The 25,704-nt window shown below is 42.7% G+C and carries 26 protein-coding genes; 4 read left to right on the forward strand and 22 right to left on the reverse strand.

The window, feature by feature from the left end; genetic code table 11:
* Nucleotides 1-65: 65 nt before the first annotated feature.
* The 21 genes from AC3A14_RS11585 to AC3A14_RS11685 form a co-directional block, all read right to left on the reverse strand.
* Nucleotides 66-1,241, reverse strand: coding sequence for a glycosyltransferase family 4 protein (locus AC3A14_RS11585; protein ID WP_318733917.1), 1,176 nt, complete (start codon nucleotides 1,239-1,241; stop codon nucleotides 66-68).
* Complete coding sequence (locus tag AC3A14_RS11590) at nucleotides 1,238-2,350, reverse strand: glycosyltransferase family 4 protein (RefSeq protein ID WP_318733918.1); 1,113 nt, start codon at nucleotides 2,348-2,350, stop codon at nucleotides 1,238-1,240. Before AC3A14_RS11590 ends, AC3A14_RS11585 begins: the two co-directional genes overlap by 4 nt.
* Before the next feature lie 20 nt (nucleotides 2,351-2,370).
* The gene (locus AC3A14_RS11595) at nucleotides 2,371-3,270 is read right to left on the reverse strand and encodes a class I SAM-dependent methyltransferase (RefSeq protein WP_318733920.1); all 900 of its coding nucleotides are present in this window, start codon (nucleotides 3,268-3,270) and stop codon (nucleotides 2,371-2,373) included.
* 24 nt (nucleotides 3,271-3,294) lie between these two features.
* Nucleotides 3,295-4,659 (reverse strand): glycosyltransferase, encoded by a 1,365-nt coding sequence (locus AC3A14_RS11600; protein WP_318733922.1) that lies wholly within the window; start codon nucleotides 4,657-4,659, stop codon nucleotides 3,295-3,297.
* Between the two features lie 10 nt (nucleotides 4,660-4,669).
* Nucleotides 4,670-5,830 carry a hypothetical protein gene (locus AC3A14_RS11605; protein ID WP_318733924.1) on the reverse strand — a complete coding sequence of 387 codons (1,161 nt, stop codon included), beginning with the start codon at nucleotides 5,828-5,830 and terminating at the stop codon, nucleotides 4,670-4,672.
* A 49-nt stretch (nucleotides 5,831-5,879) separates the two neighbouring features.
* Nucleotides 5,880-6,530 (reverse strand): NUDIX hydrolase, encoded by a 651-nt coding sequence (locus AC3A14_RS11610; protein WP_318734721.1) that lies wholly within the window; start codon nucleotides 6,528-6,530, stop codon nucleotides 5,880-5,882.
* A gap of 81 nt (nucleotides 6,531-6,611) precedes the next feature.
* The gene (locus AC3A14_RS11615; RefSeq protein ID WP_318733930.1) at nucleotides 6,612-7,574 is read right to left on the reverse strand and encodes an NAD-dependent epimerase/dehydratase family protein; all 963 of its coding nucleotides are present in this window, start codon (nucleotides 7,572-7,574) and stop codon (nucleotides 6,612-6,614) included.
* A gap of 185 nt (nucleotides 7,575-7,759) precedes the next feature.
* On the reverse strand, nucleotides 7,760-8,818 hold the full coding sequence (locus AC3A14_RS11620; RefSeq protein WP_318733932.1) for an NAD-dependent epimerase/dehydratase family protein: 1,059 nt from the start codon (nucleotides 8,816-8,818) through the stop codon (nucleotides 7,760-7,762).
* 37 nt (nucleotides 8,819-8,855) lie between these two features.
* Complete coding sequence (locus AC3A14_RS11625; RefSeq protein WP_318733935.1) at nucleotides 8,856-10,040, reverse strand: DegT/DnrJ/EryC1/StrS family aminotransferase; 1,185 nt, start codon at nucleotides 10,038-10,040, stop codon at nucleotides 8,856-8,858.
* A gap of 23 nt (nucleotides 10,041-10,063) precedes the next feature.
* Entirely contained in the window at nucleotides 10,064-11,113 is a 1,050-nt protein-coding gene (locus tag AC3A14_RS11630) for an alpha-ketoacid dehydrogenase subunit beta (protein ID WP_487779005.1), read from the reverse strand.
* Nucleotides 11,113-12,054: a thiamine pyrophosphate-dependent dehydrogenase E1 component subunit alpha gene (locus tag AC3A14_RS11635; protein WP_318733940.1), complete on the reverse strand. Its 942-nt coding sequence runs from the start codon at nucleotides 12,052-12,054 to the stop codon at nucleotides 11,113-11,115. Before AC3A14_RS11635 ends, AC3A14_RS11630 begins: the two co-directional genes overlap by 1 nt.
* 53 nt (nucleotides 12,055-12,107) lie before the next feature.
* The gene (locus tag AC3A14_RS11640; protein WP_318733942.1) at nucleotides 12,108-13,103 is read right to left on the reverse strand and encodes a GDP-mannose 4,6-dehydratase; all 996 of its coding nucleotides are present in this window, start codon (nucleotides 13,101-13,103) and stop codon (nucleotides 12,108-12,110) included.
* Between the two features lie 55 nt (nucleotides 13,104-13,158).
* Nucleotides 13,159-14,019: a GHMP family kinase ATP-binding protein gene (locus tag AC3A14_RS11645; RefSeq protein ID WP_318733944.1), complete on the reverse strand. Its 861-nt coding sequence runs from the start codon at nucleotides 14,017-14,019 to the stop codon at nucleotides 13,159-13,161.
* Between the two features lie 275 nt (nucleotides 14,020-14,294).
* Nucleotides 14,295-14,891, reverse strand: coding sequence for a D-sedoheptulose-7-phosphate isomerase (locus AC3A14_RS11650; protein ID WP_318733946.1), 597 nt, complete (start codon nucleotides 14,889-14,891; stop codon nucleotides 14,295-14,297).
* Entirely contained in the window at nucleotides 14,875-15,456 is a 582-nt protein-coding gene (locus AC3A14_RS11655; protein WP_318733948.1) for a D-glycero-alpha-D-manno-heptose-1,7-bisphosphate 7-phosphatase, read from the reverse strand. The genes AC3A14_RS11650 and AC3A14_RS11655 overlap by 17 nt, the downstream gene beginning before the upstream one ends.
* Before the next feature lie 2 nt (nucleotides 15,457-15,458).
* A complete protein-coding gene (locus AC3A14_RS11660; protein WP_318733950.1) occupies nucleotides 15,459-16,181 on the reverse strand; it encodes a nucleotidyltransferase family protein in 723 nt (240 codons plus the stop codon).
* 11 nt (nucleotides 16,182-16,192) lie between these two features.
* On the reverse strand, nucleotides 16,193-17,131 hold the full coding sequence (locus AC3A14_RS11665) for an NAD-dependent epimerase/dehydratase family protein (protein ID WP_318733952.1): 939 nt from the start codon (nucleotides 17,129-17,131) through the stop codon (nucleotides 16,193-16,195).
* A gap of 130 nt (nucleotides 17,132-17,261) precedes the next feature.
* Nucleotides 17,262-18,449: an SGNH/GDSL hydrolase family protein gene (locus tag AC3A14_RS11670; RefSeq protein ID WP_318733954.1), complete on the reverse strand. Its 1,188-nt coding sequence runs from the start codon at nucleotides 18,447-18,449 to the stop codon at nucleotides 17,262-17,264.
* Between the two features lie 98 nt (nucleotides 18,450-18,547).
* On the reverse strand, nucleotides 18,548-18,712 hold the full coding sequence (locus tag AC3A14_RS11675; RefSeq protein ID WP_413039245.1) for an NAD-dependent epimerase/dehydratase family protein: 165 nt from the start codon (nucleotides 18,710-18,712) through the stop codon (nucleotides 18,548-18,550).
* Between the two features lie 165 nt (nucleotides 18,713-18,877).
* The gene (locus AC3A14_RS11680; RefSeq protein ID WP_318733956.1) at nucleotides 18,878-20,170 is read right to left on the reverse strand and encodes an ABC transporter ATP-binding protein; all 1,293 of its coding nucleotides are present in this window, start codon (nucleotides 20,168-20,170) and stop codon (nucleotides 18,878-18,880) included.
* A 20-nt stretch (nucleotides 20,171-20,190) separates the two neighbouring features.
* Nucleotides 20,191-21,024, reverse strand: coding sequence for an ABC transporter permease (locus tag AC3A14_RS11685; RefSeq protein ID WP_318733958.1), 834 nt, complete (start codon nucleotides 21,022-21,024; stop codon nucleotides 20,191-20,193).
* A gap of 177 nt (nucleotides 21,025-21,201) precedes the next feature.
* Here AC3A14_RS11685 and AC3A14_RS11690 point away from each other — a divergent pair, with 177 nt between their 5' ends.
* The 4 genes from AC3A14_RS11690 to AC3A14_RS11705 all read left to right on the forward strand — a co-directional run bounded on the left by AC3A14_RS11690 (nucleotide 21,202) and on the right by AC3A14_RS11705 (nucleotide 24,915).
* Nucleotides 21,202-22,257 (forward strand): dipeptide epimerase, encoded by a 1,056-nt coding sequence (locus AC3A14_RS11690; protein WP_318733960.1) that lies wholly within the window; start codon nucleotides 21,202-21,204, stop codon nucleotides 22,255-22,257.
* Nucleotides 22,247-23,320 (forward strand): N-acetyltransferase DgcN family protein, encoded by a 1,074-nt coding sequence (locus AC3A14_RS11695; protein WP_318733962.1) that lies wholly within the window; start codon nucleotides 22,247-22,249, stop codon nucleotides 23,318-23,320. Before AC3A14_RS11690 ends, AC3A14_RS11695 begins: the two co-directional genes overlap by 11 nt.
* Nucleotides 23,317-24,462: a DUF819 family protein gene (locus tag AC3A14_RS11700; protein WP_318733965.1), complete on the forward strand. Its 1,146-nt coding sequence runs from the start codon at nucleotides 23,317-23,319 to the stop codon at nucleotides 24,460-24,462. Before AC3A14_RS11695 ends, AC3A14_RS11700 begins: the two co-directional genes overlap by 4 nt.
* A 63-nt stretch (nucleotides 24,463-24,525) precedes the next feature.
* Entirely contained in the window at nucleotides 24,526-24,915 is a 390-nt protein-coding gene (locus tag AC3A14_RS11705) for a nuclear transport factor 2 family protein (RefSeq protein ID WP_318701444.1), read from the forward strand.
* A gap of 52 nt (nucleotides 24,916-24,967) precedes the next feature.
* Here the strand turns inward: AC3A14_RS11705 and bchM are convergent, their stop codons facing one another.
* A complete protein-coding gene (gene bchM / locus AC3A14_RS11710; RefSeq protein WP_318734704.1) occupies nucleotides 24,968-25,672 on the reverse strand; it encodes a magnesium protoporphyrin IX methyltransferase in 705 nt (234 codons plus the stop codon).
* Between the last annotated feature and the right edge of the window lie 32 nt (nucleotides 25,673-25,704).

Genomic DNA, 25,704 nt, shown 5'->3' on the forward strand with positions numbered 1-25,704 from the left:
TCGACTCCTCAAGTTTTTGGACTAAGTTTTACTGAATCAGCGACAGGTATAAGTTTGGGAAATTCTCAATTTTTCTGAATAGATTGTAGATATTGTGAATAAAGTTGCAAGTGGTCTTTAGCGATTTTTGGCCAAGAAAAAATGGATGAAACTTTATGGCAATTTTGAGATAACTGATTGTATTTTTTTTCATCTAACTGAAGCAATTCAATCAATTTCGCCGTAAATTTTCCTAGGTCTCCAACAGGAATCATCAGAGACGGATCTAAAGGGCGTAACATATCGCGAGGACCTGGGACATCGTAGGCAATCGTAGGCAAACCGCAAGCAAGCTTTTCTAATACAGCAAATCCAAAACCCTCCATATAACTAGGAAAAGCACCTATGGTTGCCTCAGATAGGAGTTGTGGTAGCATATCGCTTTCATAACTGGGGATTATTTCTATCCAATCATAAGCTGGCATGTTGAGATCCTGCAATACTTCTTTAGGGCTTAAACCAGTGCCTAAAAATAGAAAGCGTACGTCAGGTACTTGAGCTTTTGTCCTCGTAATAATCTCTGGCCAATCTTTAGATCCTTTACGAGGTGTCCAGTAGCCAATAAATGCGACTTGTTTATTAAGGAGCCTGATCCCACCTGGTTGGGTAACTTGGAAAAAAGCCTTCTGCCGCTGCTCAGAGAGTCCAAAGGGAAAAAAGACAGATTTGTAACCAAGTCCTAGAATATCTCGTACATAGTTTAGTTCATCCCCATTGGGGAGATTAATTAAGTCACAGGTTTTTAAGCTGCTTAAGTAGTAAGGAAACTCTCTCTGTTTCCTCCAAGAACGCAGCAACTTTGTAATTGGGTTTCCTTTTTTTTTCTGTGGCCACTTGACTGCTTCGAGTTTAAAATAGTTCTCGCAAAAGGCATATAAGCCTACAGATCGTGCAACTAGCAATCCCTGAAAGTTCAATTCTGCTTTAGAGAACGGCAAATTTCCTTGATGAGCATCAATGACATCGAAGGACTTACCATTAGCTCGGATGAATTCTTTAGCTTTAGTTGAAAAACTAGGACGAATCAACTCAGATATTCGTGATGATTGAGCATTGGGAAACGCATCATTAACATCAAATTTCTCAACCTGATGTCCCATTTTACAAAACTCATCTGCTAATTCTAACTGAACTCTTGAACCGCCTAAATTTCGGTTCCAAGGTACATGGAGTACCATTAAAATTCTTAAGGACCGATTCATAGGGAGTTTGCAATACCTTGGTAAAGTTCTAAATGCTTTTTCACAACGATTGACCAACTAAAATTATTGGCAATCCATTTTATAGAGTGTTTTTGATATTCTTGATAGTCTTGGGATGATAATTGGATAAGGTGCTGTAGAGCCTTGGCGATCGCCTGGCCGGAATTTTGCTCTACAACTAGTCCTGTCTTACCATGATTTACAAATTCATGCATAGCTCCCGCATCGGTACATATAACCGGTGTACCAGATGCTTGAGATTCCAACAGCGTAAATCCCATTAATTCCGGAACGGCAGTATAGTCACCATAGCAAGTGGTGTGGACAGAAGGCAACACTGTTACAATAGCACTGCGATATTCCTGTAGCAAGCGGCGATCATCAGCATCTTGAATAAATTCAACTGGCAGTCCTTCCGCGATTTTCCTCAAGTATCTGTAGAATTTTTGGCTTATATCTCCCTTGATGCGACCAACAATAGTCAATTTATAATCTGAAACTGCTAAAAGTTTAAACCCTTCAATTAAATAATTAATGCCTTTATGGGGAATAACTCTACCGACAAATAGAATCTTTTTTTCTTTCTTAACTGTAGATGTGGGATAAAACCAGTTGGTATCAACTCCACCTTTAATCGTAACTGCTTTTTGACTGAGTTTATCATTAATAGAACCGAGAGTGTACTCAGATTGAGCCACAAGGTTTGTATAGCAGCGGAATACAGGTAGCTTATGACTAATAACTAGAGATCCTCCACCACCATGATCGGTGACAAATACTCGTTTACCAAGAAAATGCCCTATTAAACAACTTACATCAGAAACGAGGGTGTAGATGTGATGAATGTGGATAATGGTTGCATTAAGTAACGAACTGATATAGCCAATGTGAATGGCATTCATCATATTTCCGTGGATAGGAGCTTTGACCGGAAAAATCTCAATATTCAGGTTATCTTCCTGATAACTTTGGCGATGCGGGCCAAAACTGACCAATGTTGTATCGACATGCTCGGCCATCAGGGAAGCTAGAGTACTAGCGTATCGCTCTGCTCCACCAATCAGAGAGCGATCGCTAAAGTACGTGGGAGTAATGTAAACAACCTTCATAATATGCTATTCGCCCCTATTTATTCGATTAGAGTTTCAACTAAAACCACCACATCTGCTCCAAAAGATCGAAGTTGTTCTTGGCGATCCCGATCGATATTCATTTCGTCCACACTAGTTTCTTCCCATCCCATCGTGCTTTTCTTCATCACAGTGAGCTTAACCTGTCGATTAAACTGAGCAGCAAGGGTATGAAATTCTGCTAATTCCTCTATTCCTAAGCGATATTCTCCCTTTTGCCATACCCCTTGTTGTTCATATCCACAAGGCATCGTAACTAATAGCAATCCACCGAGCTTTATTAGTTTGAGTAAAGCCGCAAATGCTGGTTTCCACAACCCTTGCTGATTCTCTAAATTGCTATCTAAGTTTATTTCTGCCGATCCATTTTCTGAAAAGTCATTGTATTGATTATCTCCTCCTACATGCTCTAAGGTGGAAATACAAGTAATGCAGTCAAATGAGCTATTGGGAAGATCGCAGGAGCGGATATCTTGAGAATGAAACGAAATTCGTCCCTGCATGGCTAACGGTTCACTGACCAAATTCAAGAAATGAATATCAGAAAATCGATCCATCAATTTTCTCAGGGTATATGGGGTATTCATCACGCACCCCACATCAAGGAAGCGATCGCTATTACCAAGCCGAGCAATTTGTTTCATTGCCCAAGAATATTCAACTAATCGCTCATCGTAAAATTGAAAATGGGATTGGTAGATTAGATCGTTCCAGCTATCCGGGTTAGATAGAGATACTTCGCAAAGTTGCACCACCAATCCTTGTCTAGTCCACCAGTATCGGGGAGAGTAAGGCTGAACGCTATACTTGCCAATAGAATTCTGCATATCCCACCATTTTAAATGCAGGTGAGTTAAGGACGTGTCTGTAAAAGTTAATAGTTTTTTCAATGGGTTCATAGGATGATTAAGATGTTAATACTGTCAAGAATTCAATGATTTTTGAGAAATCACCGTATCTAAAACCTTGGCAAACTTAACTGCTCGGTTGGCATAACTTAATTCTGGATGAATGGAAGTGCGATTGAAAATCCGAGGAGTTCCAGCAAATTTTTCGCTAACTAACTGAGTGATAACCTCTCTCATCCCCGATACATCTCTCGGAGAGACGATCCAAACCCCATTATTACCTTGTAAATAATCATAATTTTCACCCGGAGAAACAGCCGCAAGAATGGGTCTGTCAGTCATTAAATACTCATACGTTTTCGCCGATATCCGTCCTCCCGGTTCCGCATCATCGGGACGTGCTGGTAGCGTCATAAATAACAGATCGCAGGAGCAAGCAATTTCCATAGCTTCTTTATTAGGGACAGCATCATGGATAAAAACAAGATCGCTCAAATCTTTGTTTGCTAGGGCGCGGTCTGTGACATATTGGGGATAGAGACTGCCATAGAGATCTATTTTGATGCGCTTATCCCATTCTGGATGATCGGCGATCGCCTCCTTCACCGCTTGACCGATAAACATTGGACTTGAAGTCTTCAAATCTAATTCTAGTAGCCTATATTCTCCAATATTATGCCAAAGTTGATAAAATTTTCTCCAATTTTTTGCTTTTTCCTGCTCACTGTGATAGAACTCAAACCAGCCCCCCATAAAACCGATATAGGCAATTTGAAAATCTTCATCATTCCTATGAATTTTGGAAGACTTGAAATCTTCTGGATCGGCTCCATATCTAACTAAGTGAAGCTTCTTTTGATCCGGTACAGGCTGTTCTCTCTTAACTCGATCTAAATTGCGTTGGGAGACATAAATAGTGGCATCAGAATTGCGGATGTAAAAATTCTCCATCCATACTGTCATTTTATAATGAAACCAGCTATGAAAGGAATTCCCACTCATATCCGTACAAGTAGGAGAATCATCAAAGTTGAAAACTACTGGTATACCAGTTAACCATTTCAAGAGTAAGCCAATCCATCCTACAGAATAAGGCATCATGAAGACCACAAGTAGATCTGGCTTTTCCTCTTGAATCAACTTACGTGCTTTGAGAATTGCCGGAATGATCCAAAAGAATGCTTGCTCTCCATTAAATGGAAGCCAAAAATTCCAGAATTTTGTTAATTTCAGTTTGTTAAACAATTCTACCAGAGGTTTGGGATACCAATCCTGAATTGAATGAGCAATAATTGAGCGCCCGATACAACTCGATTCTGCTCTAGTAATCACCTCAATCGTCCAATTCTGTTCCAGGTGCTGCATAATTTTACTCGCCCGTATCGTGGTTGGCGTGATTTCTGGAACAAAGTTATAGCAAATTGAAAGGATCTTGGGCATTGCTCTAATTCTAAGATTTTGGCTCAATAAAAGTAGAGCTCTTAGATAATAACTGCTTCAGCCATCGATAGATGCAAAAAGCATATTCTGAATACTTAGATGGTCGGTTCAGAGCATTATATAGTCTAAACACCCATCTAAAATTCGCTATCCAGAGAACTCGCTGATACTCATACTCTTTGAAAAAATGGTAAGAGCCGAGGATATGTAACAGAATCCGGGTAGCAGCAAAGAGATTACCTTGCTGAAGATACCTCCCTAAAATTTGCTTTAACCTCTCAATTGCACGCCTTTCATTCAACAAATAGTGTTCGTTGGGTTGCGACTTGAGAGTTTCGGGAGAGCTACACCTAAGCTCCAAAGCAATAATTTCATCTTCTGGTTCAAATTTCAGATAGTTCTGAAAATTTGAGATGATTTTATTGCCTTCTTCAAGATTTTGGTAATAGTCTGCGTTTTTTTCTGGATAAATAATTTTTCTGAGTTGTTCGGCTTCTTCTACTCGCTCTATTAAAGTATCATTGAAGAATCGCTTCCAAAATAACCAGTTCCTTAATCGAGCTGTTTTTCCTTTGCCACCTTGTAACTTGACTCGTGCATCAAGCTGAATATTCCTCCCAATTATCGAAGCCACCTGATTAATACATAAATCATCTCCCCAAAACGGGAAGTATTCGCTCAAAAAACGTCCCGTTTGATTCAGCCATTCTGCACTAAGGAAGCCATAAGCACCAAAGTGTTTGTCATGATAGGAATCTGTAAGCGAGACAAAGGCAATTCTATCGGGATATTTATTGAACTCTTCTCTGACCAAAGTATCCCATCCGGGAGTAACAAATAACAGCTTATCCCCTCCAATCCCATAGATTCCGGGATTAGTCGTACACTTCTCGCGGAGAATATTGCTCATTTCTCCTTGACTAACTGTGAGATCGCCAACAACATAGTGAATCCCAAAGCTATACTTCTCTTTCATTCCCGACTCCAAGTAATCTATAGTGACGAGATCGTCATGATCGACATAGATCCATATATCTACAAGTTCTTTTTCTCCTGTATTTTCCTCTAATGAATCAAAAAGGTTGTCCAGGTAATGAGTTCGATTTCTAGTCGGAAATAGAATACTAATATGCTGGGGGTTATCGATTGGTTTATAAATATATAAAGACATGTTCTTTACCAGAATGGTATGAATTAAGTATGAGCATAATCTTCCATTGTTATTGGGTAGTTATTAAATGAGGATAAATAGATAAATTGGTCGCTAACGCGATCGCCATCACCGCGCCCATAACCATAAGCTCCCCTTGGCGAATTGCTGCCACTAACTCATCGGGTGGCATCAACACAAGTTGCATCTCTTCGAGATCTCCAGAATCAGGTTCAGCCACTTGCTTAATATTGCGCGCGACAAACAGGTGTATCTTACCACAACCATAGTTAGCATTAGCAACAAAATTCCCTAGGTTTTCCCACTGCTCAGTGGCATAGCCTGTTTCCTCTAACAGTTCTCGTTTAGCTGCTTCTAGAGGCTGTTCCTCTCCTTCGATCAATCCTCCTGGCAAGATTAGACTGACTTTACCTACCCCATGTTTGTATTGCCGTTCCATGAGGATTTTACCTTCATCAGTTTGAGCCACAATCGCTACGTGGTTCCCTAATTGAATCTGGTGGTAGTCGTCAATCACTGTTCCATCAGGAAGTTTGACTTTTTCTACGAAAAGCTCGATCCAAGGGGAAGCGGAAAATACTCCTTTACTCTCAATTGTTTCCCATTCTGATAGGGGTTCAACTCGATCCATCTGGGGAAGGTGATTTTGTCCGGAAAAGCTGTCATTGATTTGAACGAGTCCAACGTCGATCTTATCCATAGTTTTTTGATCCTCATCTAGTTCAATGTTACCGTCGAGGGGAAATCAAGTCTCAGTTGAAGCTTTGTGCCTTAGGTAGTGTTATTTATAGTTCTCCCTGTACCATTGAATCGTCTTTTTCAGACCTTCACGCAGGTCAGTTTTAGCTCTAAACCCAAGAATATTTTCTGCTTTTGTTGTATTAATTAAACGAACGGGAATCATAGTTGGCTTAGCACTATTAAATTCTACTTTGGCATCACTATAACCATCAATCTCTAAAATCGTTTGCAATATCTGCTTAACACTGTATCCTTTTCCCAAGCCAATATTGATGGCTGTGTATGACTGGATTTCTTCCATCGCTTTGAGCATTGACTCTACCATATCCTCAACATATATTACGTCTCTAATATCTTCACCAGTCCCCCATACCTCGATTGGATCCCACCGTTCTACTACTTTCCGGATGAGTGCGGGAACCACGTGAGAAGTGGCGAATTCAAAGTCATCGTTAATGCCATAAATGTTAGTCGGCCTCAAAACAATGGTCGTCATGGGCTTGTCTAGTTTTTCTCCATACATCTGACATAAAATTTCAGTAAAGCGTTTCATCCAACCCACAAAGAAGTATTTTTCAAATGGCTCTCCATCAAACATTTCCTCTTCTTTAACACAACGATCTTCACTTGGGGGATAACCCGTCGTACTACTCATCCACAAAAACTTTTGCACCCCAGCATCATAAGAAGCTTCGAGCATCTGGGAGTTCATCAGAACATTTGGTGTAACATGTACCATTGGAGTACTTGCGATCGTCGCAGCGCCAGAGGTATTGGCTGCACACATAAAAACAAAATCTCGACCTTCCACGACTCGCTGGCAGTCTTCTTTTTGGGTCAGATCGACTTTAATATACTCAATTCGACTATCAACTATCACTGACTCTTTCTTGTGCAAAGTTGCTCTGACTATTGCTCCTTGCTCTAGTAACTTCTCAATTAAGTTACTGCCTACTAGACCAGTCGATCCTGTCACTAAAACTTTTTTATCTCTGAAAAACATAACTTTCCTCCTACTCTTTTATGTCACACAACAACGAATTGATGATTTCCGCTGATATTTCATAAAACACTCACAAGATTGAGGCAATCTTTATGATGACTCAATTTAAACCTATCCTATATTTTCACAGAGTCCTCCATGTTTCAAATATTCCAATGACTCATTGCAAAAATCGAGCAAAACCTTTATTCAATAAACTTGTTTTTATAAAAAACATTGTATCGTTTTTCAGCCAAGTCTGTGTTGGACAGATACCATTCAATCGTTTTCTTCACTCCTTCCTGAATTGAGTTTTTTGGGGTAAAGCCCAACATTTCTTTAGCTCGCGTCATGTCCATTAGTCTAATGGGCTGACCGGATGGCTTTTCAGTGTCCCACAGAATTTCTGGAGGCTTATCAAAACCTGACTTTACTGCTTCTACAACGTCTTTAATTGATGTCCGCTGACCGCTACCTAAATTAACTGGCGTACAATTGGCCCCTTTCTCTAAGGCTAGCATCATGCCTTGAGCGCAGTCCTCAGAGTAAATAAAATCCCGAATTGTGGAACCATCTCCCCAAACAACCAACGGGTTTTCTCCCCCTACTACTCTGCCAATCAGTGCTGGTACTACCATACCAGTTTTGGGATCGAAATTATCGTAAGGGCCGTAAACATTAGCTGGTCGAACAATGGCAATCTTATCCCAGCCATACTCAACTTTATATGCCTCAGCTTGCAATTCCCCCATTCGCTTTGCCCAGGCTGCATATTTGTCTGTCGGGTGAGGGGAACCCTCCCAAGCTTCATCTTCAACAAATACCTCAACTGGGTTGTAAACAGCAATACTACTGGTAAATAAGTAGCGTTCGACTTCTGATTGTCTTGCTGCTTCCATCATCAAGGTATTCATCAATAAATGAGGAACCAAAAAACTGGCTGCTTTTTTATTACCAATGCCCACCGACCCTTTTATTCCAGCGAGGTGAAAGACATAATCCATACCTTGGGTGATTGTTTTGCAGAAATCCCACTCCATGAGGTTTCCACGCATAAATTCAACTTCTTTTCCTATGCGAGATGGGTCATCCAAAGATGCTACTCGGACGATAGCACCGGCTTCTAATAACTGCTTAACTAGTTGAACGCCAATCATTCCAGTTCCACCAGTTACTAACACTTTTTTCCCGTTGTACATTTTTCTTCTCTCTATTTTCTTTGGTACAGGATGTTTATTGATTTGCCGATTCTCTAATCCAGGCATTTGTTTATTGAAACTATCTTGAATACTATACCATAATCTACGACAACTGATTCAAAATTTTACAGAGTCCTAGGATCTTTTGTTTGTCTAAATCTGGGTAATTCCCAATATAGAAACCGTAAAAATGCACGTGGTCTACCTTCGGGTAATCTTCCCATTCTTTGTCAGCTAATAAACCTCTCAAATAAGGTTGGCGCATCTGGTTGCCGCCACCAGCGGTTCCGCGACGAAACTCCACACCCAACTCACGCATGGTTTTCTGGACTCGTTGTGAGAATTCGGGGTCGGGTTCCTGCAATATCAGAGTAAAGGCATAGTTACAACTGCCTTCGGTATCAAAGTCAGTCTGATATTTATTCGAGTCCAGATTATCCAAGAATAAATGCAAGTTTTCAGTACGAATCTTATTGTTATCATCGAGTCGCTTCAATTGCGATCGCCCAATCACTGCATTCAACTCTGTACTCCGGACATTATAGGCAGGAAAAGCAAAAATAAAGTCTGGATTGAGATCGGGGTGATTCTGATAATACTCTTGCTTAAGGGCATCTGAGGTGGCTTCTCGTACCATTCCATGGGAGCGAAACATGCGTAACTTCTGATAGAGGTCAGGGTCGTTGGTGGAAACCATTCCTCCTTCGATGGTACTCATATGGTGAGCGTAATAGAAGGAAAAATTAGAGACCCAGCCGAAACTGCCTAATTTTTGTCCCTTGAATGTTGCTCCATAGGATTCGCAAACATCTTCAATCAAGGGAATATTCCGCGCTGCTAACTCATCCAGTAATTTTTGGCTTAACCCGTTGTATCCAAGAACGTGAGTCAGAAATACAGCTTTCGTTTGGGGCGTAATTTTTTGCAGTACTTGCTCGCAGTCCATCCCCAAGGTTCGTGGGTTGATATCGACAAATACAGGCTTAAATCCTGCTTGGATCGTTGAGGCAATATCAGACACCCAAGTCAAAGTCGGGACGATGACTTCTCCTAGTCCCTGGGTTTCTCTCAGAGCTGCTATGGTAATTTGATTGGCTGAGGAGCCAGAGTTAACGAAGACGCTATACTTAACCCCCAACCAATCCGACCATTCTTGCTCGAAGGCTTTAACCTGTTTAGATTGGGTCAAAATCGGATCGTCCTGCTGGAGAAAGGCGATCGCTGCATCTAAGTCTGCCCTGGTAATATTATTTTTCATCAAGGGCCAATTAAGTTTTTTCTCAGTCATCGTTGTTTCTACCATTATTCTCTTTAGAAAGGCCCTTTAAATTCAATATCTTTGAGGTCATCTCGCTCTTCTGGGAACCAACCGGTGGCATCACCTTTAACCAAATCAAAGGCAGTCGCCGCAATTTTGCGCCCATTAGGATAAAACTCAGCTTCCAAATTGGGAGTAGTCGGACAAGTTACGGGGGCAAAACCCATCCGCTTTACTCTAATATCACCCTCGCCTTGCAAACGCTCGGTAACTTGAGTGATAATCTCGGCACTGGCACCACAGGTTGTCCAACCATTATCTACAACACATAACCGTCTGGTTTTACGGACAGATTGGACAATGGTATTGATATCCAGAGGACTTAACCAAATTGGATCGATTACTTCTGCTTGGATGCCAATATCTTCAAGATAGCGCTGGGCCCGCAAACACTCCACTTGCATGTAAGAAATGCCAACTAGGGTCACGTCTTCCCCAGGGGCTGTAATTCTGGATTTGCCTGGTTCTACAGTATAAGCAGATTCCGGTACCGGGCCTTTTTGATAGTGGAGAATTCGGTGTTCAACGAACATTACCGGATCGTCATCCCGAATGGCTGCAATCAGACAGCCCTTAGCATCGTAAGGGGTGGTTGGAGCTACCACTTTCAAGCCAGGAACATGCATGAAGTAGGAGTACAATCCTTGGGAATGCTGCGCCCCCTGGCCCCAACTTTTGCCAATCAGAGACCTTACGACCAGTGGAACCGAGACTAGATCAGCATACATATACCGGCTTTTAGCAGCGATATTAACCAACTGGTTCATGGCCAGCATTAAAAAATCCATACGAATATGGACGTGAATGGGTCGCACTCCAGCGAGAGCCATACCAATGGCTGCGCCGGTCATCGCATCTTCAGATAAGGGTGTACCAAACACTCGCTCTGGTCCATATTTGTCTACTAGACCTTTGGTGGTTCCTAAGATGGCTTTGGGATCATCAACATCAAGCCCAAAGAGAATGACAGAAGGATCGCGACCCATTTCTTGGTCGGTTGCTTCGCACACGGCTTCTGTATAGCTCAGGGTACGTTCCATCATTAGCCCTCCTTAAATACATGAGCGTACAGTTCGCTGGTGTCGGGGAAGGGAGAGTCTTCAGCAAAAGCGAAGGCTTCCTGAATCCGAGCTTCAACTTCAGTTTCAATTTGCTGACGTTGCTGGATCTCTAGCTTTTCTCCCAGTCGTTTTATAGGGTCATTTTCGATCCAAGGTTGAGCTTCAGCTTGGGTTCTATACCCTAAGTGGAAATCCTCATTGGGCCCAACATGTTCTTTCCAGCGGTAGGTCATGCACTCGAAGAAGAACGGCCCAGGCTGACCCTTGCGTAAGCCTTCTACGGTTTGGCTAACTTGCTTGTGTAGGGCGATCGCATCGTTATCTTCAATGCGTTCTGCCGGGATTCCGTAGCTGCGAACGCGATCGCATATATTCGATATGGGTTGTCGCTGCTGTTGATGGGTATGGATAGCGTAGAGGTTATTCTCACAGATAAAGATAATGGGCAACTTTTTCAGAGCGGCGAAGTTGATACTTTCTGCAAACACGCCTTCTTCTACAGCACCATCGCCAAAAAAGCTGACCACAATGGAATCTTTCTTCTGGTATTTCAAGGCATAGGCATAGCCAACGGCTTGGGGAATTGTAGTGCCCACGACAGCAGAGGTTCCCATCATCCCAACCGAGGTTTCGATCAGATGCATCGACCCACCTTTTCCTCGCGCACATCCAGTAGCTTTACCATACAGCTCGGCAATCATTTGTTTAAGATCGCCACCTTTAGCCAAATACAGGGCATGACCGCGATAGGTTCCAAAGACAATATCATCAGGTCTCAAGGCTTGACAAACAGCGACGCTCACGGCTTCTTGACCAATAGAGAGATGAACGGGACTCTTAATTCTATCTGTCGGATAGATGCGAGCGATTTCTTCTTCTACTCGGCGGATTTCGTATAGCGATCGATAAAAATCTTCATCCATTGATTACTCCTCACGACTATGCTTCAACATCCTCTACTTTGACTGACCAAGTTTTAGGCTTGTACTGCTTTATCTGCCTCCTTCCTCCAATAACTCAGTAAGTCTTGTAAACTTTCTTCAAAAGTGTATTGAGGTTGCCAACCCGTTTCCTCAATGAACTTATCGACCGAAGGAATTTGCAAGGTGACATCAGCCGGTCGTAATAAGTTAGGGTCAGTTCTCCTGGGAATTTTTACCTCACTCAAAGCAATGAGTCGTTCTAGAAATTCCCCTACTTTCATATTGGTAATACCACCGATGTTATACACCTCTCCTGGTTTACATCTCTGAATGGCAACCCAATAAGCGCCCATCGCGTCGCGAACATCAATAATCGTCCGAACGGAATCAAGATTGCCATGAACCATCTCTTTTTGCAGTCCTCGCTCAATCCATGCAACTTGCTTGGCAAATGCTGTAGCAAACAAATCTGTGCGTCGGGGATTGAGATAGGTAAACATCCGAGTCCGTATAATCGGCATTTTGTAGCTAGTGAAATAAGTGAAGCCTAGCATATCTTGAGCAACTTTAGAAACAGCATAAGGGCTAGCTGGCCGCATCGGTGTTTCTTCTGTAATCGGCACGTATTTAGGATCGACTTGACCGTAAACTTCTGAGGTACTGCACAGTTGAATAATTGGATTTATTTCCACTAGTCGAATCGCTTCAAAAAGATTGCTAGTTCCGATAATATTATTTGTTAAAACTGCATTAGGAGTTGTGAAAGAAGCTCTGACATTAGCATGAGCAGCTAAGTGAAAAACTGCATCTGGTTTGACTTTTTGCAGAGCAGAAAAAACCGATCCAAAGTCAGTTAGATCGGTTTCGTGAACGATCACTTTATCTCGAATAGCTGCTAAATTATCTTGGGTGGTGGTACTATGCCATCGGGACATTCCATGAATTTCTACATGGGGGTGATGGTTGACAATATATTCGGCCAGATAAGAGCCTCCGGAACCAGAGATTCCGGTAATGAGTACACGATTAATCTTTTTAGGGTTTGTCATAGGTATTGATTGGCTAGACTAGGTTACGTTCACAAGCGATCTCAACAATTGATGATTAAAGCGATGCATTTTCTAGAGTTTTAGCTCCATTTTCTAGCGTCTCTAGTTCCTGGAAAACGGCAACCGAGTCATTCTGGCGATTGGTAGCTTCAACTGAATAATCTACTTCTCGGTCAAAAAAGATAATTTGGCTTCCAGAAAATTCTAGTTTGAATGGGACATGAATCAGATGGTTTAAATTTGCTTTAACCTCTTTTTGCTTATCAGGCGGAACAAACAAGAGCAAAAAACCACCACCGCCTGCACCGGTCAGCTTACCACCAATTGCCCCGGCTGCGCGAGCTTGCGCGTAAAGTCCATCAATATGAGAATTAGACACTTTTTCACTCAAACTGCGTTTTACTTGCCAAGCTTCATGTAGTAATTCTCCAAAACTAGTTAAGTCTTGACCACTGTTAATAATAGACAAACCTTCTTCGACTAAATCTTTGAGAATACGCAGTTGTCTTTTGCGACTGTCTATACCATTCACATAGCTATTAGCCACATCAGAAGCTGTTCGTTTAATACCACTGTAGAAAAGCATGAGATGGGAATTGAACTCCTCAAAACGTTGTTGAGAAATTGTAATGGGTCTGACAGAGATTTCGCCATTCGGTAGAAAAGAAATGTGGTTAAACCCTCCATATGCTGCTGACACCTGATCCTGAGAACCAACAGTTTCTTGGAGAATTTCTTGCTCAATATAAATACTTTCTTTCACTAATTGATGTTTGCTAGATATATTGCCCTTGAGAGCATAAAGAGCATTAAGCAATCCTACAGTGAAGGCAGAACTTGAACCCATACCACTGCGCGCTGGTAAATCTCCGTCGTGGTGAATTTCTACCCCTCGGGTAATATCCAAATATTTCAATACTTCGCGAACAGATGGATGGGTGATTTCTTCAAGTGTTTGGCAACTCTCAATCTTTGACCATACAACCCTATTTCGGTGTTCAAAAAAGGGGGGTAGGTAACGACAGCTCAAATAGCAGTATTTATCAATGGTTGATGCTAATACTGCTCCCCCATGCTGTCGATACCAACCAGGGTAGTCGGTTCCACCGCCGAGAAAAGATATTCTAAAGGGAGTTCTGCTAATGATCATGAAAATTGTTCCTGGTATTTATATAATGCGTTATTCTCTACCTAGCCAAATAATTGCTGTTCGACTAGGTCGCAGAGGATATGTTCGATCGCCAGATGAGATTCTTGAATATATTGGGTGTCTGTGCTGGGGACTACAATCGATTGCCGGGCAATTCCTAAAAGTTGTCCACCTTTATTACCGGTTAAGGCAATGGTTACGATCTCTCGCTCATTGGCTTTGGTAATAGCCCTAATAATGTTTGGGGAATTGCCACTGGTACTAATTCCCATGAGGAGATCTTGGGGTTTCCCTAATGCTTGAACTTGCCGTTCAAAAACACCTTCATAACCACAGTCGTTTGTAAAAGCGGTCAAGTAGGAGGTATCCGTCGTTAAGGCGATCGCTGGCAGTCCGGGGCGATCGAAGGCTTTGGTTAAGCGACTCACCAGTTCTGATGCCATGTGTTGGCAATCCGCCGCACTCCCCCCATTACCACATAGTAATAACTTGCCACCTAATCCAAAGGTATTAGTGATTAGATCGGCTGCAATTAAAATTGAGTCCAGGCATTGTTCAACAACTTGTTGTTTGACCCAAATACTACCGAGCAGATGGTTTCGTATTCGTTCCTTTTGCTCTTCAACGTCTAGGGGCATCGACCATTTTCCTCTTCTCTAGGGTGAGTTTTTCTTCAATTATTGTTGCCGCTTCTAACAAGTTGTCCACCACATAATTACAGTTAACTATTCCATCTCTAGCAAATTTAGAGCCGTAACCAGTACGGACGAGAAACGTGGTAGCGCCTATATTATTTCCTAACTCGATATCGCAAGGTTTATCACCGATGACATAACTCGATGGCAGATCAAAATTCAGCTCTTCTGCTGCTCGTTCTACCATACCCGTTTTGGGTTTGCGACATTGACAGGTTTCATCCGGCCGGTGGGGACAAAAGTAGATACCATCTAAGTGAACCCCTTCTGCTGCTAATAGTGCAGATAACCGTTGATGAATTTCTGCCAAACGGCTTAGATTAAAGTACCCTCGACCAATTGCTGATTGATTAGTGATGGCTGCTATCCCCAATCCCATTTCTTGCATTTTCTGCATTCCTTCGGCTGCACTAGGAAGTAATTCTACTAAATTGGGGTCAGAAAGGTAGTGACACTCCCTGATTATTGTTCCATCCCGGTCTAGCAAGACAAAAGGTTTTGATTTCATCGCTACGGTTCCTCCCCAAAAAATGACTGTGCTAGAGCATAACTGCTTGGGGTTCCAATATCGATAAACTTCCCCTGAGTTGGGTAGCTATAGACTGATTTATGCTCGATCCAGTTGGGTAAGATTTCCTGTTCTAAAGAAATAACCCGATCGCTCGGAATCTCTGATATTAATTCTCGCTTAATTAAATAAATACCAGCATTAATCCAACCTACACTCGTGCTATTCCCTTTTTCGGCAAAATTGAGGATTTTTCCCGCACTATCAACTTCAACGCGACCGTAGCGACTGGAGTCTGAGACCTGAGTTAACGCAATTGTGACATCGGCTTGGCGATCGGCATGAGAGAGCCAAAACTCGCCAATACTAATCTCGCAAAAAGAATCACCATTCATCACTAACACCGAATCAGATTGGATATAGTCCAGTGCCAGCCTCAATGCTCCTCCCGTTCCTAATGGGGAGAGTTCCTGAGAATAGATCAGATCGAGCTGATGAGAGCTGGTGTCAAAGGTGGTTTGTACCCGATCGCCTAAGTATCCAGTACATAATATAACGTTCTGAATTCCAGCCGCACTCAACTGCTCCAATAGGTAGACCATGAAAGGCCGATCTCCAACTTTAGCCAGGACTTTGGGGCGATCTGAAACGACAGATCGTAAACGAGTTCCTAGGCCTCCAGCCAATATAACCGCTTGAGTTTCTGCAAGTTCGGATACTGTCATCAGTGAGAAGTTTAAATATTCTTGAACGGCATTCGACCCATCATACGATAGCCTTTGAGTAACTCTTGAATCCCTTCATCGAGCGATCGCTTGGCCTCAAAACCCGCCTCACGCAATCGTTGATTGGACACAATATAGTTACGCTTGTCTGGGTCGGTACCAATGGGAGCAAAATGAAGGTAAAAGTTTGGCACATACTCTTTAACCTTCAGCGCCAACTCTTCCTTCGATAGGTTAGCTGCATCTAGTCCTGCATTGTAGGGACGGCCAACCATCTTCTCTGAATTGTTGATGCAGTGAATCATGCAGTCTGCTACATCTCGGATATGGATATAGTTCCGCTTAAAGTCTTTTTCAAAAAGGACAATATAGCCATCCGTCACTGCCGCATAGGTAAAGTGGTTTACAAGTAAATCCAAACGCATTCGGGGAGACATGCCAAATACTGTAGCAAGGCGTAAAGTAATTGCATTGGGACTATCAAGCACTTCCTGTTCCGCTTGCACTTTCGTTTGCCCATACAGAGATATCGGTTCCAGAGGAGTCTCTTCGGTGCAATACGTTTCACCAGATTGGGTTCCATAACCGCTGTTGGTAGTTGGATACACAACTAACTGCTCAGGACTCCGCAAGCGGTTAATTAATTGTATGGCTTCCAGATTAGTTGATTTGGCTAGCCAGGGATCGCGCTTGCACGCGGGGGCTCCGACGACGGCAGCTAGGGGGATGATGACATCTGCTTCTTTAATCAGACCATGCATAACTTCTTCATCTCGTGCATCGCCTCGAACAAAATCAAAGTCCGGATTAGCACAAAGATGAAAAAGAGAATTTTTTCCATAAGCCAAGTTATCAATTGCGCTTACTTTGTAGCCAGCATCTAGCAGATGTTCGCAGATTACAGAACCCAAATAACCGGCCGCTCCTGTAACAATTACTTGTCTTTTCATTTTCTCCCAAGCCGTATTCTTTACTTTTTCTTATCACAAAGTACCATGTTTTTCGATTCTTTCATACCTCTTAGCAACCCTCTTGATTTTTCATCCATTTCCTTTATCCCTACTCCCGTTCTATTCAAGCTTATTCCAGATAAGATTTAATATCTTTATAAATCTGCTCCGCTATTATCAGGTTACCATTGGGAGACACATGGCAAAAATCAATGTAGATGTACTCATCACGGGAAAACATCTCTGTGTAATCTACTATCCACTTATGTCCACGCTTTTGCATGCTCTCTTTAATTAGGGGATACACTGTTCTGTACTGCAATGCCTCTTCCTGCTGCAATTCATTAAAGGTTATCTGAGTTAAATTTGCGCTGCCAACATGAGCAACTGGCTGCAAGATCGCCAAAAAATCGATGTCGTAGTCCTCTGCTATCTTCTGGGCTATTTCCCAATGATTAACTATTGACTCCGCAACCCTTTGAGCCCGCTCCGAAGAGTTATCACACACATAGAAATCATCAACAGAATTTTCCACTGTTGACCGATTAAATATCTTTTGATTAATTTTTGCCGCTAAGTTTCTAGTGCCAAAGAACAAAGCCCAATCTAGAGCTTGCACAAATTCACTACCGTTTAAATATAGCTTTAAAGTATCATTTTTCAGGGATTTTCTTCCCTTTTCTATTCGTTCCCTATAGATTGACGCATTATAATGATCGTTTGCTCTCAGTCCAGCCAGACAACCAGCAGCAACATCATTAACTCCATCATAAAAGATAGCAAAATCTATTTTTTCACCTTGAGATAAAAGATTAATTAATCTAGCCACTCCTTGACGACTATTCAAGCCTAGATCTCCTTTGTTGTAGGAGGGGAATCCTGAAATCAAACTAAACAGAGCCGGAATTGTCTCACTATCTGGTGCACCCTCACCCCAAAGTGTTGATCCTCCAAAAAAATAAACGGATTTATTACTCTTATCGACACTAATGCCCTCATGTATCCTATCTCCGTTATTGTCTATATTTATCGTTTTTCCTTTAAAAGGTTTCAGGCTCCAGCCAATATATGATTGATATAGTGGTTTTTGTTGCCGATATTCTCGAAAATGAAGTTCGATCAATTCTCGGTTATGGTCGTCATAATTAGGTAAATTTGCTCTCATTTGGTCCCATTTCTCGTCCGCCTGCTCTCTGGAAGGCAATCCTTTCATCTCTCCGCTCACAAATAGTACGATAATACTCAATAAATTCAGACTCATAATGATCGTATGAGTCACGAATAAATTTATCAATACTAAACGAATTTTATCCTTCATTTTCTCATCTATCCTAACTTTTTTTACCCTTTTTTGTTATGTTTGGCTTGAGACTCTCCCTTTCAAGAAACACTGGAGAATACGCAATATTCTTTATTTTATGGAGGAAGTACTTCTAGCTGTTTCCCCCTCCAATACAGACAATTTTGCCCATACATTAAGTTATCAACTGCTGTCACCTTATGTCCAGAATCTAGTAGATGCTCACAGATTATAGAACCCAAATAACCGGCTGCACCAGCAATCAGTATTTTACGGCCAATCGAATTTCCTCCTCGAAAAACGAATTACGAACAATTTTGAATTTTGACAATCGCTAAGTAGCATAAATTGGGATACTTTGATGATTTTAGGAGACGGATATTTTCAATTAATAATGACCACATTTTTTATAGAGAGTAGTATATATTCTACATCACTTCAATACACTATAAATCTTCTACCCTCATTCCCGTCCACGGCAAAACTGGTCTAACTAATCCAGACCATTTGTTCCCACGGAAGTTACCGCGCCCTTTGTGGTGTTCTACTTCTACCATATGAAATAAAACTACTTCTTTCATTTCTATGTAAGCAAACCCAGTCGTATCCTCTGAGATGTACAGCGTAACATGATGTCTTCCTTCATTTAAAAAGTTTCCTGGAATAATGCATCCACATTTGTATAGACCTGGAGTGAACTCTCTTTGCCCCCATACATCGTGCATATTAGTAGTCACAAATATTAAGATTCCATCTTGGCTATAGATATGAAAGTGACAAGACAATCTCGATTTTTTGAGACACCAAAACTCCATCTCTAGGATAACTTCTTCCGCAATTGAAATTTCATGAGCTAATTGGTGTTTTTGGTTTAAGACTCGAACAGCATGAAGTTTAACTAATTCGTGGCTAGGAGCTTCATCAAAAGTCCATACGACTTCACCTGCATGATTTAATCCTGAGAGCAAATATTTTTCAATAATATCTTTTGTAGCCCCTTGGCATACTATCTGTCCTTGCTGTAAAAAAATAGCTTGATTGCACAGTGAAGATACGGTGTGCATATTATGAGAGACAAATAACAAAGTTCTACCTTCTTTGCTAACATCTTCCATTTTTCCTAAACATTTTTTCTGAAATTGTATATCTCCTACTGCTAACACCTCATCTACGATTAATATTTCTGGCTCCAGATGAGCAGCTACTGCAAAAGCTAATCTAACATACATCCCAGAGGAGTATCTTTTTACAGGTGTATCTAAAAATTTTTCTACTTCTGCAAATGCTACAATTTCATCAAACTTTTTCTTAATCTCTACCTTGCTCATGCCTAAAATAGCACCATTGAGATAAATATTCTCTCGTCCGGTTAGTTCGGGGTGAAATCCAGTGCCGACTTCTAACAAACTAGCCACTCTACCTTTAATGTTAATTTTTCCTTTTGTAGGTTCAGTGATACGGCTTAAAATTTTTAGTAAAGTTGATTTTCCTGCACCGTTTCGGCCAATTATTCCAAGGCGATCCCCTCTTTGAATCTCAAACGATACATCTTTTAAAGCCCAGAACTCTTCACGTAATGGATTATCTAGCCTCTGAGTGTGTCCTTTGACGAGATTACGAGCAAAGGATTTTACTCCATTGGTAATCACATCTCTGAGAGCAGTATAGGGTTCCTTTTGCTGGTGGCGAATTATATATGTTTTCCCTAAATTCTCTACTCGGATTATCCTATCAGACACGCTTTTCAATCCCTCCCTCATTAAATCACATCAGCAAAAGTACGTTCCATTTTGCGGAAATACCAGATCCCTCCTATACAAAGGTAGCCGACTAGAATTACAGACAAGACAAAGCCCGGTAAGTAAAGCTGAGATTCATTGCCTAAAATAGCCCAGCGAAATCCGTCGATGACTCCCACCATTGGATTTAATGAATAGATCAAACGCCATTGATCGGGAACAATATTGCTACTAAAACCAACAGGGGAGATGTATAACCCGAATTGGACAAGAAAGGGAACTACATAGCGAAAATCTCGATACTGAACGTTTAAAGAAGCTAACCATAAGCCTGCGCCTATAGCAGCAGCAAAGGCAATTAGTATGAAAAATGGTAATAGTAAAATCTTCCAGGAAGGAACAAAGTTATACCAAGCCATTAGTCCTAGTAAAATTATTCCAGAAACCAAAAAATCTACAAAGCTCACAATAACTGCGCTGGTGGGAACGATAAGGCGAGGGAAATAAATTTTGGAGACTAAATTAGCATTGGTAATGAGGCTATTGCTACACTCAGCTAGGGCGCTTGCAAAGAATTGCCAGGGGAGCATGGCTGCAAATACAAGGATGGGGTAAGGCGCTCCATCTGAAGGTAATCCGGCTAGCTTACCAAAGACTATGGTAAAGACAACCATGGTTAAGAAGGGGCGAATTAATGCCCACGAAATGCCGATCGCCGTTTGCTTGTACCGAACCAGGATATCTCGCCATGCCAAAAAGTAGAATAACTCGCGGTAGCGCCACAGGTCTTTCCAATATTCCCGCTCTGTCCTTCCGGCTTCTATTACAATTTCCGTTTGACTGGAATAACTCATACGATCGCCTATGGCTCTAGAAAAGCTTAACCTTGGAAGATAAAACAGTAATCAACCGTAGACAGTAGCACAACTTAGTAAAAATTTCCAAACTGTGTCATCTTGTCTCCTCTGTATACAGTGGTGAAATCTCTCTTTCCAGATTACGCTCAAAAAAAATTGAGCAGACTTATACTGATGCAAATCCGGATTACTCCTTTCACAGTCCATAAACGCTTTGCCCTGAACATTAGTCGGGGGAGCCATAGCCAAAATATCAATATCTGGGTAAGTGTCGAACAGGATGGAATTACGGGATGGGGAGAAGCCACTCCGTTTTCCACAGGAGGCAAGGGTCAGAAGACTGGAGAGATTGTAGCAGCTTTGGAGCAAATTGTACCTATTCTCTATCCGTTAAGTCCCTTAGAGGGGCAGAAAATCCGAGCCACTCTAGCTAAATCTGGACTTTCTCTACCTTCTGCGGTGCAAGCGGCTCTAGATATGGCGTTTTATGATTGGCTCGGAAAATCAGTAGGGCTTCCCCTGTGGCAACTGTGGGGATTGGATCGCCAGCACATGCCTTCTACCTCAGTTACAGTTGGCATTAGCAGTCCAGAAGCGGCTCAAGAACGACTGCGCCATTGGTTAGAACTTACCCCTGTACACTATCTGAAGGTTAAACTGGGTAGTCCGGAAGGGATAGAGGCCGATCTCGCCATGTTGAACGCCCTTCTACAGGTGGTTCCTGAAGGCTGTAAGGTCTATGTGGACGCGAATGGAGGATGGAACTTAAACGAAGCGATTACCATGGCTCAAACCCTGAAAAAATGGGGGATTGAGTACATCGAGCAACCTCTACCTCCAGGTCAAGAACAAGATTTAGCCCAACTCTACGAAAAATCACCTCTGCCCATCTTTGTAGACGAGAGCTGTTACACCCGCACTGATATCCCTGTCTTGGCCGATCGCATTCACGGCATTAACATCAAACTGATGAAAGCTGGGGGACTCAGTGAAGCTATGGCCATGATCCACACGGCCCGCGCTTGTGGCTTACAAGTGATGTTAGGGTGTTACTCAGACAGCAGTTTGTCAAATACAGCGGCTGCTCATTTGGGCCCCCTAGTGGATTATCTGGACTTAGATAGCCATCTAAACTTGATCGATGACCCCTTTATTGGAGCGACTCTAGAAAATTCTCGGCTGATGCTCAATACTCAACCTGGTTTAGGAGTAATTCGTCATGATGGTTGATTTCCCTAATTTACTCGCCCCAAACCGTCGTGTGGCGATTCTGCTCCATGGGGGACTTCAAGGAACGGCGGGTAAAACGGGACTGTCCCTGATTCGCTACAGTGAAGCGAATATTGTGGTTTTGATTGATGAAGAGAGTGGGGGCCGATCTCTAGAAGAATTAACGGGAATTAGCCATAATATTCCCATTGTGGCCAATATAAGCGAAGCCTTGAGCTATGAACCCGAAGTATTAGCGATCGGTATAGCTCCCTCGGGTGGCGCTTTGCCAGAACCTTGGGTTAACGAAATTCAGCAAGCGGTTGAAGTTGGACTTTCTGTAGTTAATGGACTCCATACTCCCCTTGCGCCCCAATTTCAATCGTTCCTAAAACCAGGGCAAATGATTTGGGATATTCGTCAAGAACCGAAACATTTAACCATTGGTAAAGCGAAAGCACGAGAGTTAACCAATACCCGGGTGCTGACGGTGGGTACAGATATGTCCATTGGTAAAATGTCTACGAGCTTAGAATTGCATCGAGCCTCCCAACAGCGCGGGTTGAAGTCCCATTTTATCGGCACAGGACAGGCGGGAATTATGATTGCGGGAAAGGGGGTGCCTTTGGACGCGGTACGAGTGGATTTTGCGGCTGGAGCTATTGAGCAGCAGGTGTTAACCTATGGCGCTGAGGCTGATATTCTCCATATTGAGGGTCAAGGGTCACTGTTGCATCCCAGTTCTACCGCTACCTTGCCCTTAATTCGAGGGTCTCAACCGACGGGTCTAATTTTGGTACATCGTTGGGGACAAACCCATATCCGTCATGCTCCCCAGGTGGCTATTCCACCGCTTCCTGATGCGATCGATCTTTATGAGCGGGTGGCGAGTGTAGCGGGAGCAACTGAACCGGTACGGGTAAAGGCGATCGCTCTCAATACCCATAAATTTAGCAAAGAAGAAGCCGATCGCGCGATCGCCGAGATCCAAAACCTTACCGGACTTCCCTGTACAGACCCCATCCGCTATAGTGCTGATTACCTCCTAGATGCCCTTCTCAACCCTAACTCAACCTCTGGATGATTGATCCCTTTATCCTTCCCAACTCCAATCTCATTCTAGGAGCTATCCTGCTTGCCCTCTGTGCTGTTGGCTATTGGGCAGAACAAACTCGCCGAGGAACGCCCCCCCTAGCTGCTCTGCTGGTTCTCTGTCTTGCGAGTCTGTGTACTCATCTGGGATTCACTCCCACCAGTGCCCCCATCTATGCAGTCATTGCTACCTACGGCATCACGCTAGCCATTCCTCTCATTCTCTCCCAAATCAATTTACGGGAACTAGCCACCCATGCCAAAGCTACTCTCCTTGTCTTTGCTTGTGGCATGGGCGGCACAATCTTAGGATCTATCCTGGGCTTGATCCTCTTACCCTTAGGAGACGAAAGGGGAAAACTGGCCGCTATTTTTGTTGCTCAGTATATCGGTAACTCCCTCAATGCCGCCGATGTCGCTTCTGCCCTAGACTTTCAAGGGGCTATTACCCTGGAAACAATTAACACGATCGATCGCCTGATTGCCAGTCTCTTTATTCTCTTCTGGCTCCTGATCTCCATCATTCCTGGTATCCGTCGCTTCTTTAGCCCACATCAAGAGGATTGGGGAATTCGCTTTGGCAGCGCTCCCGTCCCCACCATTCTCAAACAAACAGCTCCCACACGCTTTGATTTAGCCCTAGCCTTAGCCGCTAGTGGGATGTCTGCTCTATTGGGCTATGCGATCGCTTCTGTTATTCGCTTACCCGGTAGTGAACTCTTCTTTACCGCCATTATCGTGATTATTTTAACCCAGGTTTTTTCGACAACGAGCGATCGCCTCGCTGGAATCGAAGAATTTGGCGCACTCGCGATCCTTCTCTTTTTCTCCACCCTAGGAGCCACCACCAGCATCCCAGAACTTCTGGCACTTAACCCCATACTGCTGCAATTTGCTGGTATTATCCTCCTCACTCACCTAGCAATTATCCTCCTCGCTGGCAAACTCCTCAACATAGAATGGGCGGACATTCTTATTGCTTCCAACGCCAGTATTGGCAGTGCCACCCTAGGAGTTGCCATGGCTGTCGCTCAACGTTGGGAAACCCTGATTATCCCCGCCATTATTTGTGGCACAGTTGGCTCCATTTTGGCTAATCCCATTAGTCTCATTTTGGGACATTTACTCTCCTAATCATTAACCCTTAATAACTAATAATTTGGTAAGCTATTCCTGTTAATTTTTACCCCCATTTCTATGTCTCCTGAACTCATGCAAACCACCCTCAACGGTTACTTCACCCAAATGAGTGCCATGAACCCTGAAGGGTGGGCTGAACTCTTTACCCCCGATGCCACGATTGCCGATCCAGTGGGCAAACCTCCCATCATTGCCCATGAAAAAGCTACTGCATTTTTCCAATTTCTCGCCCAATTTTATGATCGTCTAGAAATCACGCCTGAAACTCCCTTTATTTCCGGTACAGGTGCAGCCGTAAAATGGCAAATGAACGTCATTGCTAAAACTGGAAAAACAGCCCAAACGGAAGGAATCAGTGTATTTGAATTCAATGAAGCGGGTAAAATAACGGACTTAGCTTCCTATTGGGATGAACCTGGACTTATTGCCCAACTCAAAGGCGCTTAAGTTGTAGCTAGAAACCCGGTTTCTACCAGAAACCCGGTTTCTATTTCTCAATCTAAGAACGAGTCGCTTCTAAAATACGAGAGTAATAAAACCGAGTTTTCATCATCGCATTCCGTTCCACCTTAAAGCCATATTTCTCTAAACTGGCAATCACATCCTTTTCCTTATGCATATAAGCGCGAGTCGTTTTAGAAGGACCAGGGAAAAAGCTACCAATTTTCTTCAAAATTGCCAAAGCACAAGTTTTCGGCGCAAAACTGAGAATCACCCGTGATTTGGCCAACGAGCAGAGATGACCAATCATTTCATCCGCTTTTTCATGGGGATAATGAATCAGGACATCCAGGCAAATGACGCTATGATATTCACCGTCCAGTTGCTCCAAATCTTGGGTCTTAAATTGAATATTATTCAGATTGTCTAAAGTATCTTGAGCGCGAGTTTCGGCTTCACCCACCATTTTTTCCGAGATATCACTGGCAAAAACCTGAGCGCCAGCTTCAGCCAGAGGAATGCTGAGGCTCCCGACTCCACATCCAGCATCACAGATGGACAGTTCACTGAGGTTATTATCAGCTTTTAGCCAGTCTAGAACCGTGTCTACCGTTTGCTGATGGCCTTTACGGATATCGAGTTGAACGCGGTTCACCTCATCTGTACCGTAAATTTTCCGCCATCGGTCAAAACCAGTTTGGTTAAAGTAGTCTTTGACAATGGTCTTATCGTCTACTAGGTTTTTCTCTTCTGCCAGGGTCATAGGAATTACAGGACGTTGTACACAGGATGGGA

The organism is Roseofilum sp., assembly GCF_982964205.1.

Excerpts from the sequence above, each read along its gene's own strand:
- AC3A14_RS11690 (WP_318733960.1), top strand. The coding sequence starts at position 21,202 with ATGCAAATCCGGATTACTCCTTTCACAGTCCATAAACGCTTTGCCCTG.
- AC3A14_RS11610 (WP_318734721.1), bottom strand. The coding sequence starts at position 6,530 with ATGGATAAGATCGACGTTGGACTCGTTCAAATCAATGACAGCTTTTCC.
- AC3A14_RS11700 (WP_318733965.1), top strand. The coding sequence starts at position 23,317 with ATGATTGATCCCTTTATCCTTCCCAACTCCAATCTCATTCTAGGAGCT.
- AC3A14_RS11705 (WP_318701444.1), top strand. The coding sequence starts at position 24,526 with ATGTCTCCTGAACTCATGCAAACCACCCTCAACGGTTACTTCACCCAA.
- bchM (WP_318734704.1), bottom strand. The coding sequence starts at position 25,672 with ATGACCCTGGCAGAAGAGAAAAACCTAGTAGACGATAAGACCATTGTC.
- AC3A14_RS11625 (WP_318733935.1), bottom strand. The coding sequence starts at position 10,040 with ATGACTGAGAAAAAACTTAATTGGCCCTTGATGAAAAATAATATTACC.
- AC3A14_RS11685 (WP_318733958.1), bottom strand. The coding sequence starts at position 21,024 with ATGAGTTATTCCAGTCAAACGGAAATTGTAATAGAAGCCGGAAGGACA.
- AC3A14_RS11605 (WP_318733924.1), bottom strand. The coding sequence starts at position 5,830 with ATGTCTTTATATATTTATAAACCAATCGATAACCCCCAGCATATTAGT.
- AC3A14_RS11660 (WP_318733950.1), bottom strand. The coding sequence starts at position 16,181 with ATGACAGTATCCGAACTTGCAGAAACTCAAGCGGTTATATTGGCTGGA.
- AC3A14_RS11615 (WP_318733930.1), bottom strand. The coding sequence starts at position 7,574 with ATGTTTTTCAGAGATAAAAAAGTTTTAGTGACAGGATCGACTGGTCTA.
- AC3A14_RS11670 (WP_318733954.1), bottom strand. The coding sequence starts at position 18,449 with ATGAAGGATAAAATTCGTTTAGTATTGATAAATTTATTCGTGACTCAT.
- AC3A14_RS11630 (WP_487779005.1), bottom strand. The coding sequence starts at position 11,113 with ATGATGGAACGTACCCTGAGCTATACAGAAGCCGTGTGCGAAGCAACC.
- AC3A14_RS11655 (WP_318733948.1), bottom strand. The coding sequence starts at position 15,456 with ATGAAATCAAAACCTTTTGTCTTGCTAGACCGGGATGGAACAATAATC.
- AC3A14_RS11595 (WP_318733920.1), bottom strand. The coding sequence starts at position 3,270 with ATGAACCCATTGAAAAAACTATTAACTTTTACAGACACGTCCTTAACT.
- AC3A14_RS11635 (WP_318733940.1), bottom strand. The coding sequence starts at position 12,054 with ATGGATGAAGATTTTTATCGATCGCTATACGAAATCCGCCGAGTAGAA.
- AC3A14_RS11640 (WP_318733942.1), bottom strand. The coding sequence starts at position 13,103 with ATGACAAACCCTAAAAAGATTAATCGTGTACTCATTACCGGAATCTCT.
- AC3A14_RS11695 (WP_318733962.1), top strand. The coding sequence starts at position 22,247 with ATGATGGTTGATTTCCCTAATTTACTCGCCCCAAACCGTCGTGTGGCG.
- AC3A14_RS11585 (WP_318733917.1), bottom strand. The coding sequence starts at position 1,241 with ATGAATCGGTCCTTAAGAATTTTAATGGTACTCCATGTACCTTGGAAC.
- AC3A14_RS11590 (WP_318733918.1), bottom strand. The coding sequence starts at position 2,350 with ATGAAGGTTGTTTACATTACTCCCACGTACTTTAGCGATCGCTCTCTG.
- AC3A14_RS11650 (WP_318733946.1), bottom strand. The coding sequence starts at position 14,891 with ATGCCCCTAGACGTTGAAGAGCAAAAGGAACGAATACGAAACCATCTG.
- AC3A14_RS11665 (WP_318733952.1), bottom strand. The coding sequence starts at position 17,131 with ATGAAAAGACAAGTAATTGTTACAGGAGCGGCCGGTTATTTGGGTTCT.
- AC3A14_RS11600 (WP_318733922.1), bottom strand. The coding sequence starts at position 4,659 with ATGCCCAAGATCCTTTCAATTTGCTATAACTTTGTTCCAGAAATCACG.
- AC3A14_RS11620 (WP_318733932.1), bottom strand. The coding sequence starts at position 8,818 with ATGCCTGGATTAGAGAATCGGCAAATCAATAAACATCCTGTACCAAAG.